The organism is Mucilaginibacter sp. P4_A11 (assembly GCF_056402535.1).
Genome location: NZ_JBFUHE010000006.1, coordinates 38,527 through 54,389, shown reverse-complemented (window position 1 = coordinate 54,389; position 15,863 = coordinate 38,527). Strand labels below are relative to the sequence as shown.

Annotated in this window: 15 protein-coding genes; 8 read left to right on the top strand and 7 right to left on the bottom strand. The window is 42.9% G+C overall.

From position 1 onward, the window contains the following. Window positions 1–69 precede the first annotated feature (69 nt). The 4 genes from AC1DUD_RS13275 to AC1DUD_RS13260 all read right to left on the bottom strand — a co-directional run bounded on the left by AC1DUD_RS13275 (window position 70) and on the right by AC1DUD_RS13260 (window position 3,649). Window positions 70–1,353, bottom strand: coding sequence for a hypothetical protein (locus AC1DUD_RS13275; RefSeq protein WP_477375165.1), 1,284 nt, complete (start codon window positions 1,351–1,353; stop codon window positions 70–72). A gap of 120 nt (window positions 1,354–1,473) precedes the next feature. Continuing rightward, a complete protein-coding gene (locus tag AC1DUD_RS13270) occupies window positions 1,474–1,689 on the bottom strand; it encodes a DUF2442 domain-containing protein (RefSeq protein ID WP_477375164.1) in 216 nt (71 codons plus the stop codon). A gap of 211 nt (window positions 1,690–1,900) precedes the next feature. Continuing rightward, window positions 1,901–2,626: a YebC/PmpR family DNA-binding transcriptional regulator gene (locus AC1DUD_RS13265; protein WP_477375163.1), complete on the bottom strand. Its 726-nt coding sequence runs from the start codon at window positions 2,624–2,626 to the stop codon at window positions 1,901–1,903. A gap of 69 nt (window positions 2,627–2,695) precedes the next feature. Continuing rightward, a complete protein-coding gene (locus AC1DUD_RS13260; RefSeq protein ID WP_477375162.1) occupies window positions 2,696–3,649 on the bottom strand; it encodes an NAD-dependent epimerase/dehydratase family protein in 954 nt (317 codons plus the stop codon). A 237-nt stretch (window positions 3,650–3,886) separates the two neighbouring features. On the opposite strand from AC1DUD_RS13260, the gene AC1DUD_RS13255 reads away from it, so the two are divergent. From AC1DUD_RS13255 to AC1DUD_RS13220, 8 genes are all read left to right on the top strand, one after another. Then, window positions 3,887–4,552: a Type 1 glutamine amidotransferase-like domain-containing protein gene (locus AC1DUD_RS13255; RefSeq protein WP_477375161.1), complete on the top strand. Its 666-nt coding sequence runs from the start codon at window positions 3,887–3,889 to the stop codon at window positions 4,550–4,552. A gap of 238 nt (window positions 4,553–4,790) precedes the next feature. Continuing rightward, on the top strand, window positions 4,791–5,798 hold the full coding sequence (locus AC1DUD_RS13250; RefSeq protein WP_477375160.1) for an aspartate-semialdehyde dehydrogenase: 1,008 nt from the start codon (window positions 4,791–4,793) through the stop codon (window positions 5,796–5,798). A 78-nt stretch (window positions 5,799–5,876) separates the two neighbouring features. Next, window positions 5,877–6,659: a hypothetical protein gene (locus tag AC1DUD_RS13245; protein ID WP_477375159.1), complete on the top strand. Its 783-nt coding sequence runs from the start codon at window positions 5,877–5,879 to the stop codon at window positions 6,657–6,659. A 72-nt stretch (window positions 6,660–6,731) separates the two neighbouring features. Beyond that, window positions 6,732–7,514 carry a hypothetical protein gene (locus AC1DUD_RS13240; RefSeq protein ID WP_477375158.1) on the top strand — a complete coding sequence of 261 codons (783 nt, stop codon included), beginning with the start codon at window positions 6,732–6,734 and terminating at the stop codon, window positions 7,512–7,514. A 9-nt stretch (window positions 7,515–7,523) separates the two neighbouring features. Then, window positions 7,524–8,414, top strand: a complete 891-nt coding sequence (locus tag AC1DUD_RS13235) for a LysR substrate-binding domain-containing protein (protein WP_477375157.1) — start codon at window positions 7,524–7,526, stop codon at window positions 8,412–8,414. Window positions 8,415–8,509: 95 nt separating this feature from the next. Next, window positions 8,510–9,985, top strand: a complete 1,476-nt coding sequence (gene crtD / locus AC1DUD_RS13230; RefSeq protein ID WP_477375156.1) for a 1-hydroxycarotenoid 3,4-desaturase CrtD — start codon at window positions 8,510–8,512, stop codon at window positions 9,983–9,985. Window positions 9,986–10,272: 287 nt separating this feature from the next. Continuing rightward, entirely contained in the window at window positions 10,273–12,210 is a 1,938-nt protein-coding gene (locus AC1DUD_RS13225; RefSeq protein ID WP_477375154.1) for an alpha-amylase family glycosyl hydrolase, read from the top strand. Between the two features lie 168 nt (window positions 12,211–12,378). After that, complete coding sequence (locus AC1DUD_RS13220; RefSeq protein ID WP_090528875.1) at window positions 12,379–12,570, top strand: cold-shock protein; 192 nt, start codon at window positions 12,379–12,381, stop codon at window positions 12,568–12,570. Window positions 12,571–12,711: 141 nt separating this feature from the next. On the opposite strand, the gene hemH is transcribed toward AC1DUD_RS13220, so the two are convergent. The 3 genes from hemH to AC1DUD_RS13205 form a co-directional block, all read right to left on the bottom strand. Beyond that, window positions 12,712–13,737, bottom strand: coding sequence for a ferrochelatase (hemH, locus tag AC1DUD_RS13215; protein WP_477375153.1), 1,026 nt, complete (start codon window positions 13,735–13,737; stop codon window positions 12,712–12,714). Window positions 13,738–14,154: 417 nt separating this feature from the next. Continuing rightward, window positions 14,155–14,859, bottom strand: coding sequence for a fatty acid desaturase (locus AC1DUD_RS13210; protein ID WP_477375152.1), 705 nt, complete (start codon window positions 14,857–14,859; stop codon window positions 14,155–14,157). A gap of 29 nt (window positions 14,860–14,888) precedes the next feature. Next, window positions 14,889–15,740, bottom strand: a complete 852-nt coding sequence (locus tag AC1DUD_RS13205) for a 4-hydroxy-3-methylbut-2-enyl diphosphate reductase (RefSeq protein ID WP_110587341.1) — start codon at window positions 15,738–15,740, stop codon at window positions 14,889–14,891. Window positions 15,741–15,863 lie beyond the last annotated feature (123 nt).

Here is a 15,863-nt window from a genome sequence, read left to right as displayed (position 1 = left end):
ACAGGGCGACTGCGCCTCCGTGCGGTTGCCACGCTATCGCAATTGACAATTTTAATAACTTAATGGAGTTTATTCTTCCTCCTCTGATTTCTTAGGAGGGCTCTTCGCATTAAAGCGTGGTTTAAATCCAAGTTTAGGGGCGGGTGCTTCGGAAGCCGGCTGTTGAGGTTCTTCAGTTGGTGTTTCTTCTTTTTTCTCCGCTATTGGTTCGTCACTTTCAGCAGGTTGGGGCTTCATTGTGGCTGCATTAAATCGCGGCTTGAATCCAAGTTTTGGAGCGGGAGTTTCAGTAGGGTTTACTTCTTCAACTGTTGATTGTGAAGTTTCGGCGGATGGCCCTTCCTTTTTATTTTCAGCTGATTCAACCGGTTTGGGTTTTACCATAGCCGCATTGAAACGCGGTTTGAATCCCATTTTGGGTGCCGGTGTTTCCGTGGCTGTTTGTTGAGGTTCCTGAGCAGGAGCTTCATCTTTCTCTTCAGCGGGAGGGGGATTTTCAACCGGTTTGGGTTTTACCATGCCTGCATTAAAGCGGGGTTTAAAACCCATTTTAGGCGCAGGCACTTCCGTGGCCGGCGTTTGAGGCTCTTTGGTCGGAGCTTCCTCTTTTTTCTCCTCAATAGGCACTTCATTTTCTGCGGATTTGGGTTTTACCATAGCCGCATTAAAACGTGGTTTAAACCCTATCTTCGGTGCAGGCGCTTCAGTAGTTGGGGCTTGAGGCTCTGCAGATGGAGTCTCTTCCTTTTTATCCTCTGCCGGCGCTTCGGCTTCAGCCGGTTTTGGCTTTACCATTGCTGCATTGAAACGCGGCTTGAAGCCTGGTTTAGCAGGTGTAGATGCCGCATCAGCACCAGGAGCAGAAGACTCGGATTGTTGCTCGGTGGCTGGTTCCGGCGCTGCTTCACTTGCTTCCGGTTTAGCTTTTGCCATTGCTGGGTTAAAGCGTGGTTTGAATGCCGGTTTTGGCGTTGTTTCGGATGATGAGGATTCCGGTGTTGCTGGTTCTGCTGTTTGTTCTTTAGGTTCTTCAACAGAAGCCGCCGGTTTAGTTACCGCCGGGCGGAATTTTGGCGTAAAGCCAACTTTGGCCGGCGTACCGGGTTCTATCAAACTTTCGGTAATGGTTTGTTCGGCAAGCGGGTTTTTGATATGTACTTTTTCGGTTTTAACCTCAAGCGGGACTGGAAATTGCCGCCTCAGTTTATTAAACCAGTATTTTTTGGTATGGTCGAAACTTTTTTCGCCCATCTGTTCAAAGTGATCTTTAAATTCAGAAAATAAAGCTGGCTCGCCCTCTTCAAGAGCTACAAGGTCAATTCTTTTCTTCTTTAAAAATTCTTCAAAAACCATTTTTTGTTTAGATGTAAGAATCAGGAATCAAGACTGTAAGATGAAGATTCAACCTCTTACATCTCGTACCCTATTCTTGTTTTTTTCTTGTTTCCTGGCTCTTGCTGTCTTGACTCTAAGCTAAAGCGTTACATCCACATCCAGCTTATTAAAGCGGATGCCTTTATCAGTCAGGCTCCAGTCTTCACGTTCCTCGTCGGTTGCGTTGAGTAATTTCGGGAACCATTCCAGCGGGAAAGCCTGGGGTTTACCACCATCGCTTTCAACAAAAAGAAGCCCGTTAGCAAAGGTAACCTTTACTTTTTTTTCTCCCTTACGTGTGTTGAATAGTGGCATGATAATGCTTAGTTAAACCGTCATTGCGAGGTACGAAGACAACCGAACGTAGGGAGCTCATTAATACCTATAAAAATCAAATTATAATTATTAATAATCCCAAACTATACAGGGCGGACCTGCTAATCGGGGATTGCTTCGTACCTCGCAATGACGTGTTATTTATAATTAAACAAATCCGAAATCGAAATTCTCAAATCCGATATCAGAATTATTCCGCCATATTATGGTAAACCGCCTGTACGTCGTCGTCTTCTTCCAAACGGTCAATCAGTTTCATGATATCGGTAACCTGTTCTTCGGTAACGGCATGGAATGATTGCGGCACACGCTCCAATTTGGCCGATTTTACTTCGATACCAATTTCTTCCAGTGCCTTTTGCATTTTACCGAAATCTTCAAAAGCCGTGTGGATTACAGCAATATCGTTGCCATTTTCATCGGCTTCAACAAAGATCTCTTCCAAACCTGCATCTATCAATTCAAATTCAAGTTCTTCCAGGTCACGTTCGCCCGGCTCAAAGGTGAAAACCGATTTACGGGTGAAGATAAAATCAAGTGAGCCGGTTTTACCTAACGAACCGCCATATTTTGTGAAGTAGCTGCGTACGTTGGCAACGGTACGGTTGGTGTTATCCGTAGCGGTTTCAACCAAAACGGCAACGCCGTAAGGTGCGTAACCTTCGTAAACAAGCTCTTCGTAATCTTTTTCATCACGGCTGCCGGCACGTTTGATAGCTGCCTCAACACGGTCTTTAGGCATGTTTACAGCCTTGGCGTTTTGTACTGCAGTACGCAGGCGTGAGTTGGTGTTAACATCACCGCCACCGGCTTTTACAGCCATTACAATTTCCTTACCTAAACGGGTAAACTGCACTGCCATTTTGGCCCAGCGCTTAAACTTTCTTTCTTTGCGGAATTCAAATGCTCTTCCCATAGTGTTCTAATTGTCCATGGTCCATGGACTATAGACCATGGACTTGGCGAATATAATACTTGTTTTCTTTTAAATAATATTTTTAAGGTTCTCCAGCATATCAGCTACCATTTTTGGCAGGTCATATTCCAGTTTCCAGCCCCAGTCGGTTTCTGCATAGCTATCATCTATTGATTTTGGCCAGCTATCGGCAATTGCCTGGCGCGGATCGTTTTCGCTATAGCTAATCTCAAAATTAGGGATCAGTTTCTTTATTTCTTCTGCAAGCTGTTCGGGCGTAAAGCTGATACCGGCAAGGTTATAGGATGAACGGATGCTGATCTTTTCGGCCGGGGCATCCATTAAACTAATGGTAGCCCTGATGGCATCATCCATATACATCATGGGTAGGGCAGTACCTTCGGCCAGGAAACTTTCGTAGGTGCTGGTTTTTAATGCATGGTGAAATATGTGAACAGCATAATCGGTAGTACCGCCGCCTGGATTAGCTTTCCAGCCAATTAAACCGGGATAGCGGATGCTGCGTACATCAAGTCCGTATTTATTAAAGTAGTATTCGCACCAGCGTTCGCCGGCCAGTTTACTGAAACCATAAACCGTATTAGGATCCATTACGCAATACTGCGGTGTGTTATGCTGCGGTGAATGCGGACCGAAAACAGCTATGGAGCTTGGCCAGAAAACTTTCGATACCTTAAACTCAACCGCAAAATCAAGCACATGTAACAGGCCGGTCATGTTTAAATCCCAGGCCATTTTGGGTTTTTGTTCTCCCACGGCGGATAGTATCGCAGCTAAGAGATAAACCTGCGTAGGGCGGTGTTTATCAAATATGTGGTGCAGGTTATCTTTATCAAGTACATTGATCAATTCAAAGGGCCCGGTGCTGCCGCGCATGGCATAGGTTGGGCTATTGATGTCTGAAGCTATTACGGCTTCAGACCCATGTATATTTCTCAAAGCCATTACCAGCTCGGTGCCGATCTGGCCGTTGGCGCCTATCACTAAGATCTTTTCGCTCATGCAATTTTGAGTTTACCGCGCAAAGGTAGGAAATTGACCGTTGATTATTTTTGATTGCGTTGATTGCGCTGATTTTTTGAGTAGTAGTTGATTGGGTTGATTAGGTGAGTGGTTGATTAAGTTATTATAATCTGGTTTGGCAATGTGGGCAATCTTGCCGAAATTGGTTCAACCTTTAAATTAACGTACTTAAACAGGCTTATCAAGCCAGGCAACCATATAAGCAAAAAAGAAATTATGAAGCTTCTTCTTACTTCTGCTGGTATTAGCAACAAGAGTATCCATAACGCACTACTTGAACTTTTGGGCAAACCGATTGCTGAGTCGTGTGCTCTTTTCATCCCTACAGCAATATATGCCATAGCCGGCGGTGCAGACATATCACAAAAAGTGATTTGCGGATCACTGGGTGACCCTTTTTGCCAGTTGGGATGGAAGTCGCTCGGAATACTGGAGCTAACGGCCCTATCCAGTATTAAACAAGATATTTGGATACCCATGCTACAGGAAACTGACGCTTTGCTGGTTGGCGGTGGCGACTGTCAGTATTTGTGCTACTGGATGCAGCAATCCGGCTTGGCAGGCCTTTTGCCGTCGCTGCTGCATAAGATGGTTTATGTTGGCTTAAGCGCCGGAAGTATGATAATGACCCGTTTTGGAACAACCTATAGTAACCATAGGTTGCCAGCCGAAAGCGATAAATCACTGAACGTGGTTGATTTTGCAATTCATCCGCATCTGGATCATGAATGGTTTCCGGATAATTCGTTAGCCAGCATAGAAAAATTAGCTGCTACGATACCGGTACCATCATATGCAATTGATGATCAAACCGCCATTAAAGTAACCGACGGTACAATTGAGGTAATCTCCGAGGGACATTGGAAGCTATTTACACCATAATATCAAATACGGATATTTAAAAGAGTTAAGATTAGGAGCTATTTGCCATTTTCAAAACAACCACTCACCTAAGCCAACCCAATCAACCACGCGCTCAAAGCCCACAAAAACCATAGACTTTATATTTTCACGATACCAAAAAAATGTGCATATTTGAGGGTTTAACTTTTAAAACACATAATTAATTAAAAACAGGCGCTGTGAAGCAGCCTGATACATTTCAAAAACAATTTAAAAAATGAAAGTCGCAGTAGTAGGTGCTACAGGATTAGTAGGCACCAAAATGTTGCAGGTTCTTGCAGAACGCAACTTCCCCGTTACAGAATTAATTCCCGTAGCTTCAGAAAAAAGTATTGGTAAAGAAATTACTTTTAAGGGTAAGCAGTTTAAGGTGGTTTCTGTTGAGGATGCGATTAAGATGAAGCCGGACGTAGCAATTTTCTCGGCCGGCGGAAGCACTTCATTACAGCAAGCTCCTTTATTTGCGGCTGCTGGTACAACTGTTATTGATAATTCATCGGCATGGCGTATGGATCCGACCAAAAAATTGGTTGTGCCAGAAGTAAACGCTGATGTACTTACTGCCGAAGATAAGATCATCGCTAACCCAAATTGCTCAACCATACAAATGGTAGTGGCTTTAAAACCACTGCACGATAAATATAAAATTAAAAGGGTGGTAGTTTCAACCTACCAATCGGTTACAGGTACTGGTGTTAAAGCTGTTGATCAGTTGTTTAACGAACGTAAAGGTATCGATGGGCCAAAGGTTTACCCTTACACCATCGATTTGAACGTGATCCCCCAGATTGATGTATTTACCGAAAACGGTTATACTAAAGAGGAGATGAAAATGATCCTCGAAACCAAAAAGATCATGGGCGATGACAGCATTAAAGTAACTGCTACCACTGTGCGCATCCCGGTTATGGGCGGCCACTCTGAGTCGGTTAACATAGAGTTTCTGCATGATTTTGACCTGAGCGAAGTACGTGAGCTTTTGGCTAACTCGCCGGGTATTGTTGTGGTTGATGATACCGCTAACCTGAAATACCCGATGCCGCTTGATGCGCATGACAAAGACGAGGTATTTGTTGGTCGTTTACGCCGCGACGAAAGCCAGGACAACACCCTTAACTGCTGGATAGTATCTGACAACCTGCGCAAAGGTGCAGCTACTAATGCCGTGCAGATTGCCGAGTATTTGGCTGCTAAAAACCTGATCGGTCAGCCGGTTGAGGCATAGATAGAATATTTCTTTTCAAAAGAATAGGATAGGGATAGTCATTTGATTATCCCTATTTTTATGCAGTAATATTTTGTTATGAAAACCTTAAGCCTGATTGCTCTTTTCTGTTTTATTGCAACCATTAAGCTCGTTGCGCAGACACCGCAGGCCGTTGAGGCCGATTTGCTAAAATCATTTAAAAAGATTGCATATTGGGATGATCAACAAGATAAAGGAGTTGACGGTGCAAGCGAATCATTAGGTAATGCTAACGATGAATTTGGGAACAAACTAAAAAAGTATGCGGAAACCTATCCGGCTTCCATTAACATGCCTTTTAACTCGCTTAAAAAAGCACAACTTGATATCTTCACGTCGACAGATGGCTTGTTTAGGATTTACTCATGGGATACATGGACAGGCGGTACCATGCATGTTTTTGCAAATGTGTTACAAAGCAAAGCTGGTGATAAAACAAAGTCATTATTGGTGAACAATCCCGAGGAGGGAGGTGCTCCCTTTTATTCAAATTTGTACACCTTTAAAACAGGTGGCAACACTTACTATTTGGGCATTTACGGGGTTATTGAATCATCAAGATATGCTGGTACAGGAATTAGGCTTTTTGCCATTCAAAATGGCGTTTTGAATAACGACGTAAAAATTATTAAAACGCAATCAGGGTTACATAGTACAATTTTTTACGAATACGATTTTGGTTCGGTAGTTGAAATCCCTTTCGAAAAACGCCCGACTATCACTTTTGATCAGGCTACGCAAACTATACGGATACCTTTGGTAAATGCCAAAGCGCAGGTAACATCTAAATTCATTAATTACAAATTCAACGGCCAATACTTTGAAAAAATAAAAGGCTAAAAAACAAGCAACTGATAGCGATTTGCTACGAATGTCCGCCGGATTTGCTTTTTTTGCGTATCTTGTTTACCGATGAAAACCTTTAAGTTAATAATTGTTTTCTGCTGCTGTTTTTACTCAGCAAATTTGTTTGCCCAAAGTCCGCAGGCCATTGAAGCCGACCTGCTACGGATTTTTAAACGGGTGAACTACTATGGCACACATAAAAAGGAGTGGAAGGCTATCGATTCATTAGAGAAAATGAACAAGATCTTTGGCTTCAAGCTCAAGTACTACACCTCCAAATATCCCGAAACTATTAATTACCCTTTTACGGAACTGGTTAAAGAACGGGTAGTGATTGCCTCATCTGCCGATGGTTTGTTCCGTACCTATTCATGGGATACCAGGTTGGGCAGCACCGGGTATGACTTTGATAATGTTTTGCAATACAAGGCTAATGGCAAAATATTTTCCTCATTAAAAATGGATTCGGTGGGGAAAAAGCATAACCCGGTTTATTGGTATTCCAAGATCTATACCCTCAGGGCAAATAGTAAGGTTTACTATCTGGCAGCGTATAATTCGGTACGTTCAAGTATTGACGCTACGCAGGGCATCCAGTTTTTTACCATCGAAAAGGATAAACTAAACGGGGCCGTATTGCTGGTTAAAACTCAAAGCGGGATGCATAGCAAGTTGTATTTTGATTATAATTTCTTGTCGGTGGTTAATATGAAGGTGATCCCAACTATTTATTACGATGCTAAAAACCAAAGTATTCATAGTCCGTTAGTAAATGCAAAACGACAAGTTACCAGCGACTATATCGTATATAAATTTACCGGTAAGTATTTCGAACGGGTAAAAAATTAACTTTGCCCTATGATCTCTTTTGCCCACCGTGTATTTATGGAAGTTGCTGCCAACCTGAGTTTCAGCAAGGCTGCACAGGTGCTGTTTATAACCCAGCCGGCCATCAGCAAGCATGTTAAGGCACTTGAGGATCAATACAAAGTCCCTTTGTTTGAACGTAAGGGCAATAGTATTTTACTCACCGAAGCCGGTAATAAACTCAACGAATATTTGCAACAGGCAACGGAGATAGAACGGAAGATAGAATATGACCTTTCGGTATTAAGTAACCTTTCACAAGCTGCCGGACATTTGCGATTGGGGGCCAGCACAACCATAGCCCTTTACATTTTGCCGCAAATACTTTCAGGTTTTCAGCGCGAATATGCCAACGTTGATGTGCAACTGGTAAACCGCAACAGTGAGTATATCCTGAATGCTTTGCTTAACCATGAGGTTGATATCGGTATTATCGAGGTTGATAATAAACTCACCACAGTATCATACAAACATTTTATGAGCGATGAGGTGATCCCGGTTTGCTCGGCTAAGAGTCCGCTGGCTGGAAAGTCATTAAGCTTAAAGCAGTTTGTAAAAACGCCTTTAGCTGTAAGGGAACGTGGTTCGGGTACGCTGAATGCTGTACTGAAAGCCCTTTCGGCATTACATATCAAACCAGCCGATCTGTCGGTAAAGATCCGCCTTGGCGGTACCGAGGCTTTGAAGAATTTCCTGCTGGCCGATCAGTGCCTCGGATTTATGCCAAGGCCGTCAATTATCCGTCAACTGGCCGAAGGCGACCTTGTTGAAGTGCCTATTGAAGGTTTAAAAATTACGCGTGATTTCTTCTTTATCCGCCGCAAGGGTACTGAGGACTATGGGTTGACGAGTAATTTTATCAATTACGCTTTGCAGCATTAGGAACCATGATTATCAGGATTAATTGATTTCCTGATAAATAAAATAATTCAAGGTAATCCTCAAATCCTATAAATCACGGTTCTTATCTTTACCCCATGCCCTCCTCCAAAAAAGCTTTAATTATTGGTGCCGGTATAGCCGGAATAGCCAGCGCTATCAGGTTGGCGGTTAGGGGCTATCAAGTTGAGGTTTATGAGGCAAACAGTTACCCCGGCGGTAAGCTGAGCCAGTTTGAGCAGGATGGTTACCGTTTTGATGCCGGGCCAAGCTTATTTACGATGCCGCAATACGTCGACGAGCTTTTTGAGCTGGCCGGTAAAAAACCTTCCGATTATTTCAGGTATCAAAGACTGGATACTGTTTGCAAATATTTTTATGAAGATGGCACTAAGTTAACCGCTTATGCCGATGCTGATAAGTTTGGCAGTGAGATCCAACATCAAACCGGTGAGCCGGCGGCGGCAGTGAACGAGTATCTCGAAAACAGCAACCGGATCTACAGTATTACCAATCATGTGTTTTTGGAACGCTCCCTGCACCGACTTAAAACATATCTGCGTTGGGATACATTTCAATCGATATTAAGATTTGGTAAGATAGACGCCTTCCGCAGCATGCATAAAGCAAACCAGGGTTTCTTTAACGATAAACGGGTAGTACAGTTTTTTGACAGGTATGCAACCTATAACGGCTCAAATCCCTATGCAGCGCCTGCTACCTTGAATGTGATCCCACACCTGGAACAACATTTTGGTGCTTATTTTCCTGAAGGGGGGATGTATAACATAACTTCCTGTTTGGTGGCGCTGGCAGGGTCATTAGGTGTGAAATTTCACTACAATAAACCGGTAGCAGAAATTGCATTGCAAGGGCAGGAAGTAAAAGGGATCAGGACGAATGATGGGATAATTGAAGGAGATATTGTGGTATCCAATATGGATATCTGGTTCACCTATCATAAGTTGCTCAATGATCATCCTAAACTTCACCCTAAAAAAATACTAAGCCAGGAAAGGAGCAGTTCGGCATTGATATTTTACTGGGGGATCCGGGCTGAGTTTAAGGAGCTCGACCTGCACAATATCTTTTTCAGTGCTGATTATGAAGCGGAGTTTGATCATATCTGGAGGAAAAAAAGTATTTACCGCGATCCAACCATCTATCTCAACATCAGCTCCAAATATAAACCCGACGATGCTCCCGACGCTTGCGAAAATTGGTTTGTCATGATCAACGTACCTGCCAATACCGGTCAGGATTGGGATGCGCTGATAGCTGAAGCGCGGAAGAACATATTGAACAAGTTAAGTCGCCTGCTGTGTAAAGACATTGGCGGATTGATAGCCAATGAAAGCATCCTCGATCCACGGAGTATAGAAAGCCGCACATCCTCATACCAGGGTTCGCTGTATGGTACCAGCTCCAATAGTCAGTTTGCTGCATTTCTGCGACATGCCAATAAATCGTCAAAAATGAAAGGGGTATATTTTTGCGGGGGAAGTGTACACCCGGGAGGTGGGATCCCACTTTGTTTGCTATCTGCAAAAATAGTGAGCTCATTGATCGGCTAAGGTGTGTCGCCCGATATTCTAAGCTTACGTATAAGTTGTACCAGAGGTGCAACAGGTTTGTAGAAATTAAATAAACAAATTTAAGCGTGCCAGGTATACGCAACTAATGAGGGGCATTAACTATACCCAGTAAGCCTTGATTTTTTATCTCCGAAGTATAAATACATAATTTTTAGGAAATATAATTTTATCAGTTATTTTGCAGATATTGYGATAATGGTATTCTTTCGCCTGTAAACCAGCAGGCTACCGGTAATTTCAGTGCAAAAAACCAATTATAACAAGATATGACAATTAAGAATGTTTACTTATTACTTGCCGGACTTCTATTGGCCGGTTTTACTTCATGCAAGAAGAAAGAAGTTTTGCCGGGCAATTCCGGGAACGTTCCCGGTGATACGGTGGTGAACACTGGGAAGGCCTTGCCGGCAGGGGCAAAGGATGGGGTTACTTTTATCAATTCGGGTAAATCGGTTATTTTTAACCTGTATGCACCCGGCAAAAAATCGGTGTCCGTTATTGGCGATTTTAACGGATGGGATGTTAATGATACCAAAGTTGTAATGAACAATACACCCGACGGCAAACGCTGGTGGGTGCAGATTGATAATATAGATGCCGCTACTGAATATGGCTACCAGTTTYATATCGATAAATCATTAAAAGTTGCAGATCCGTACACGGAGAAGGTGCTTGATCCCGATAATGATTCATACATATCGTCAGATACTTATCCTAACTTAAAGAAATATCCAACCGGGAAAACCACAGGTAACGTAAGCGTTTTCCAGGCTAACCAGCCTGCGTACAGTTGGAAAAACAGCAGCTTTACCCGCCCGGATAAAAAGAACCTGGTTGTTTATGAATTACTGGTGCGTGATTTTATTGATGCTCACAACTATCAAACCCTTACAGATACTTTAAAATACCTGTCGAATTTAGGTGTTAATGCTATTGAGCTGATGCCGTTTAATGAGTTTGAAGGCAACCTTTCATGGGGCTATAATCCATCATTTTACTTTGCTCCTGACAAATATTATGGTACTAAAAATGCGTTGAAAGCCTTTATTGATGAATGCCATTCGCGCGGCATAGCGGTGATCCAGGATATGGTGCTTAACCATTCGTTTGGCCAATCGCCTATGGTGCAAATGTATTTTAATACAACTGCGGGTAAACCTGCGGCCAACAATCCATGGTACAATGTTGACCCAACGCACCCTTATAATGTGGGCTACCAGTTTAATCATGAAAGTGCTGATACCAAGTATTTTGTAAAAAATGTGCTCAAATTTTGGATGACAGAGTATAAGATCGATGGGTTCCGTTTCGACCTTTCCAAAGGCTTTACGCAGGTTAACTACGGCACGTCTGATGCTGCGGTCGGGCCGTGGGGGCAATATGATGCCAGTCGTGTAGCCATCTGGAAAGACTATAATAACTACATCAAAAGCATCGACAATAATAATTTTTATGTGATATTGGAGCACTTTGCAGCCAACCAGGAAGAGAAAGAACTTGCCGGCGAAGGTATGATGCTTTGGAATAACCTTAACTACAATGCCAACGAAGCTACCATGGGTTGGTTAACCAACTCCAACTTCCAGGGTCTGTTTTATGATCAGCATACGTTTACACAGCCTTATAACCTGGTGAGCTATTTTGAAAGCCATGATGAAGAGCGCCTACAGTTTAAGAACGAGAGTTATGGCAATGCCGCTGGCAGCTACAATGTAAAAGATAAGAATACCGGTTTAGCGCGCGAGGAAATGGCTGCCGCGTTCCTGTTCTCTGTGCCGGGCCCTAAAATGCTCTGGCAGTTTGGTGAGCTTGGTTACGACGTAAGCATTGACCAGGGCGGCCGCACCAGCAATAAACCAATTTACTGGAACTACAATACCGACCCTAACAGGAGGCATTTATACAGCATTTATTCAAAAATGATTAAGATGAAGGAAAAGAATGCCGTATTTGCTTCAACCAATTACACGAAAAGTCTTGACGGTGCAATTAAAACCATACAGTTAAAAGATGCCAGTACGGATGTTGAGGTAGTTGGTAATTTTGACGTGGTGGCGCAACCCGCCAGCATCAATTTTTCTGCCACCGGGACATGGTATGATAACATTAGTAAAACCAGTATTAATGTAACATCATTGCCATATTCCATGACGCTGCAACCCGGCGAATATCATGTTTACAGCAGTGTTCCATTACAACAATAAAGGCGTTAAAACACTAAGTGTTAAGGCTTCCGGATGAATGGAAATACGGTTTCTATACCTCGATTTTGAACAGTCTATCATACACCTGAAAACTATAAGTATGTAATAGCCTTATTTTTAATTGATTATTGATTATTAAATGTTACCTTTGTATAATTAAATAAAAATATAATGCAAGGAACAGTAAAATTCTTTAATGAAACCAAAGGTTTCGGATTTATTACACCAACTAATGGTGGTGCCGAAGTTTTTGTACACGTCTCAGGTCTGATCGACACTATCCGTGAAAATGATAGCGTTACCTACGATGTAGAGCAAGGCAAAAAAGGCTTAAATGCGGTAAATGTAAAAGTAGGTTAAACTATCAATTATATAAAAATCGTACAGCATCTGTTCAGTAATGAGCAGATGCTTTTTTTATGCAATGAAAAAAGCCTAACGCATGCTCATCTACAAGCAATACCGTTAGGCAATAATTATTTTTAATCTGAAATCTTCTTTTTAAGCTACCACAGGCTTTACCATCTGCACTAAGGCATCAATAAACTTAGGTGCATCGTTCAGACTTTCTACTAATTGAACATGCTCACCGCCGAGGGCTTTAAATTCGTCTCCATATTCGGTAGTTACTTCATAAACTGTTTCAAGACAGTCGGCTACAAAGGCAGGGCAAAATACCAGAAGGCGCTTTTTACCTTCGCCGGCCAGCTTAGCAACAATTTCGCTGGTGTAAGGTTGCACCCATGGGTCATTACCCAGGCGCGACTGAAAACAAATGGTGTATTTTTCTCTTGGGATACCCAATTTTTCGGCAATTAACTTTGCCGTATGGTGCGATTGTGCCGAATAGCAAAACCTGTTAACATCAGTAAGCGTTTCGCAGCAACCTGCCGATTTAAGGCAGTGGTTATGCGTATGATCGGCTTTGATCAGCTGTCTTTGCGGTAACCCGTGAAAACTGAACAATACATGGTCGTAAGTATCAGGGTTGTATTTCTGCGCGTTATCGGCAAAAGTTTCAATCATGAGCTCATTATCATGAAACGAGTTGATGAACGTGATATTTGGCGACGTTGGCCATTGACCAACAATACCCATCACTTTTTCATAAACGGAACCTGTACTGGCCGAAGCATATTGCGGAAACAACGGGATCACCTGGATACTTTCAACAAGTGCAGCCTTCAGTTTCTCCAAAGCCGATTCGATAGAAGGGTTTTGGTAACGCATAGCCAGCTCAACCATATACTCATCACCAAGGCGCTGCTGTAAAGCCTGCCGCTGTAAAACGCTGTAGTGTAATAGTGGGGAGCCTGTTTTAGGATCCCATATGGCCTGGTATAATTTGGCTGATTTGGGTGCCCTGAACGGAACAATAAGGCCTTTAACTAAAAGGGTACGTGAAATAGCTCCAATATCAATAACCCGTGGATCCATCAAAAACTCATTCAAATAACGCTTTACATCTGCTGTACTTGGGCTATCCGGGGTGCCCAGGTTAACCAGTAAAATTCCTTTTTTAGCCATAACTGTAGGGTGCAAAAATAACAAAAAATGCCCCGTAACTTATGACGGAGGTCACAATTTACAAATAAATGAGGTGTAGGCACCATTTATACTCCCGTCGTTATACTCCCGTCATTGCGAGGTACGAAGCAATCGCGAACTGTACAGAGAGAATTGAACGGCTACCTTGCAAATTAGGGATTATTTTCATGTTCCCTCAGGGTCTCTCGCAGAGGACCCTGAGGTTCACCACGTTTCAGACATCTGCCAGGGGAACTCACAATAGTGGATTTGCATGGTGTATACATCAGGGTCCTCTGCGAGAGACCCTGATGGGACATTACTAATGACGGAGGTCACAATTTACAAATAAATGATTGGGTAGGGTTTTGTTTTACTTCCGTCATTGCTTCGTGCCTCGCAATGACGGGCGGTGAGTTACGAATTGGTTAATTCCTTCTCATCATTTGGCTTTGGGGCCTTCCACAACCGCCACCACGGCACTCCCGGCGATTCGTGATGTTCGTAATGATATCCGAAAAAGTAGCAGCTAAAAAATGCGGCAAAATGATTACGGCGCTGGCTTCGGGCAAAATGCCGGTTGTCATGCTCTCCTTTGTGTGGCCGATAGGTTCCAAAGTAAAATAACTGTAAGGTGCTTAGCAATGAAGGCACTACCCAAAACATAATGAGGTTTGGCTGAGGGATCCAAATCTTTAGGATATTGAAAACTATCGCCATTACCACAATTTGCCACACGGACAAATAATTGCGGATAAATTGTACATACCAGGAAAAAAAAGTACCCTGGTGGTAATCCGGGTCATCAGGCGTATGTACATGACTGTGATGCTTATGATGTTTGGTATATAATTGCGGGTACCAGAAGGATGCGTATAGAAAAGTACTCAGGTAGCCAACAAAGTTATTTAAGCCCCTGTTTGGTGAAACTGTGCCATGCATAGCGTCATGGGCGGTGATGAACAATCCCGTGTACAGGTGCATTTGTACCAGCATGAATACATAAACAAGCGGATTAGCAAAACTGAAATGCCATTGCATGAGCAATATAATGCTCGTTGCCCAGCAGCCAATTACCAGCGCGGCTACAAACAAACCGGAATGTGATGGGCTTTTTTGCATGTTACAGTATTACAGCAAAAAGCGTGCTGTTATAAACTTTCAAGCGCGGCTTTCACTTTTTGCATTAGCCACATAGGTGTTGACGTAGCGCCGGCTATACCAATGGTATCGTTGGGTGCAAACATGTTTTTGTCCAGCTCGTCAGTTGATGATATGAAGTAGGTGTTGGGGTTATGTTTGCGGCATACTTCAAACAATACCTTGCCGTTTGATGATTTTTTGCCCGATACAAAAACGATCTTATCAAAGCGCGTTGCAAATTTGGGCAGGTCTTTATCACGGTTGCTTACCTGGCGGCAAATGGTATCGTTAGCTTTAAGGGCATATCCGCGCGAAATAAGCTCGTCCTTCACGGAGTAGAATTTATCCATACTCTTGGTGGTTTGGCTGTACAGCGTGATATTATGCGGAAGTTCTACATTGTCCAATTCGGCAATATCCTGGAAAACTATAGCTTCATCATTGGTTTGTCCTTGCAGGCCAACCACTTCAGCATGCCCGTGTTTACCAAAAATCAGGATCTTCTCGTTCGAGTCGTATGAGGTTTTGATGCGGTTCTGCAGCTTAAGCACTACCGGGCATGAGGCATCAATAAGGGTGATATTATTCTCTAATGCTGTGCGGTATGTGTCGGGAGCTTCACCATGCGCACGAATGAGTACTTTTTCGTTATGCAGATCTTTAAGCTGGCTATGCTCAATAATACGCAGGCCTCTTGCTTTTAGGCGTTCAACCTCTTCGTCATTATGCACAATATCGCCAAGGCAGTACAGGTATCCGTCTTCTTCTAAAATCTCCTCGGCCATATCAATGGCGTAAACTACCCCAAAACAAAAGCCCGAATCCTGGTCAATAGTAACCTTTAACTGATAATCTCCCATGGTGCTGCAAATTTACGGCAAAAATAACCGTTGATTGTAATGATTGCGTTGATTTCGCTGATTTTTATATCGATAGATATCTGATCGCCTTAGTCAATATATAAAGTTTAACACTTCAAAAAA

Bases quoted from the DNA above. Each gene is read 5' to 3' on its own strand.
- AC1DUD_RS13275 (WP_477375165.1), bottom strand. From the start codon at position 1,353: ATGGTTTTTGAAGAATTTTTAAAGAAGAAAAGAATTGACCTTGTAGCT.
- AC1DUD_RS13270 (WP_477375164.1), bottom strand. From the start codon at position 1,689: ATGCCACTATTCAACACACGTAAGGGAGAAAAAAAAGTAAAGGTTACC.
- AC1DUD_RS13265 (WP_477375163.1), bottom strand. From the start codon at position 2,626: ATGGGAAGAGCATTTGAATTCCGCAAAGAAAGAAAGTTTAAGCGCTGG.
- AC1DUD_RS13260 (WP_477375162.1), bottom strand. From the start codon at position 3,649: ATGAGCGAAAAGATCTTAGTGATAGGCGCCAACGGCCAGATCGGCACC.
- AC1DUD_RS13255 (WP_477375161.1), top strand. From the start codon at position 3,887: ATGAAGCTTCTTCTTACTTCTGCTGGTATTAGCAACAAGAGTATCCAT.
- AC1DUD_RS13250 (WP_477375160.1), top strand. From the start codon at position 4,791: ATGAAAGTCGCAGTAGTAGGTGCTACAGGATTAGTAGGCACCAAAATG.
- AC1DUD_RS13245 (WP_477375159.1), top strand. From the start codon at position 5,877: ATGAAAACCTTAAGCCTGATTGCTCTTTTCTGTTTTATTGCAACCATT.
- AC1DUD_RS13240 (WP_477375158.1), top strand. From the start codon at position 6,732: ATGAAAACCTTTAAGTTAATAATTGTTTTCTGCTGCTGTTTTTACTCA.
- AC1DUD_RS13235 (WP_477375157.1), top strand. From the start codon at position 7,524: ATGATCTCTTTTGCCCACCGTGTATTTATGGAAGTTGCTGCCAACCTG.
- crtD (WP_477375156.1), top strand. From the start codon at position 8,510: ATGCCCTCCTCCAAAAAAGCTTTAATTATTGGTGCCGGTATAGCCGGA.
- hemH (WP_477375153.1), bottom strand. From the start codon at position 13,737: ATGGCTAAAAAAGGAATTTTACTGGTTAACCTGGGCACCCCGGATAGC.
- AC1DUD_RS13210 (WP_477375152.1), bottom strand. From the start codon at position 14,859: ATGCAAAAAAGCCCATCACATTCCGGTTTGTTTGTAGCCGCGCTGGTA.
- AC1DUD_RS13205 (WP_110587341.1), bottom strand. From the start codon at position 15,740: ATGGGAGATTATCAGTTAAAGGTTACTATTGACCAGGATTCGGGCTTT.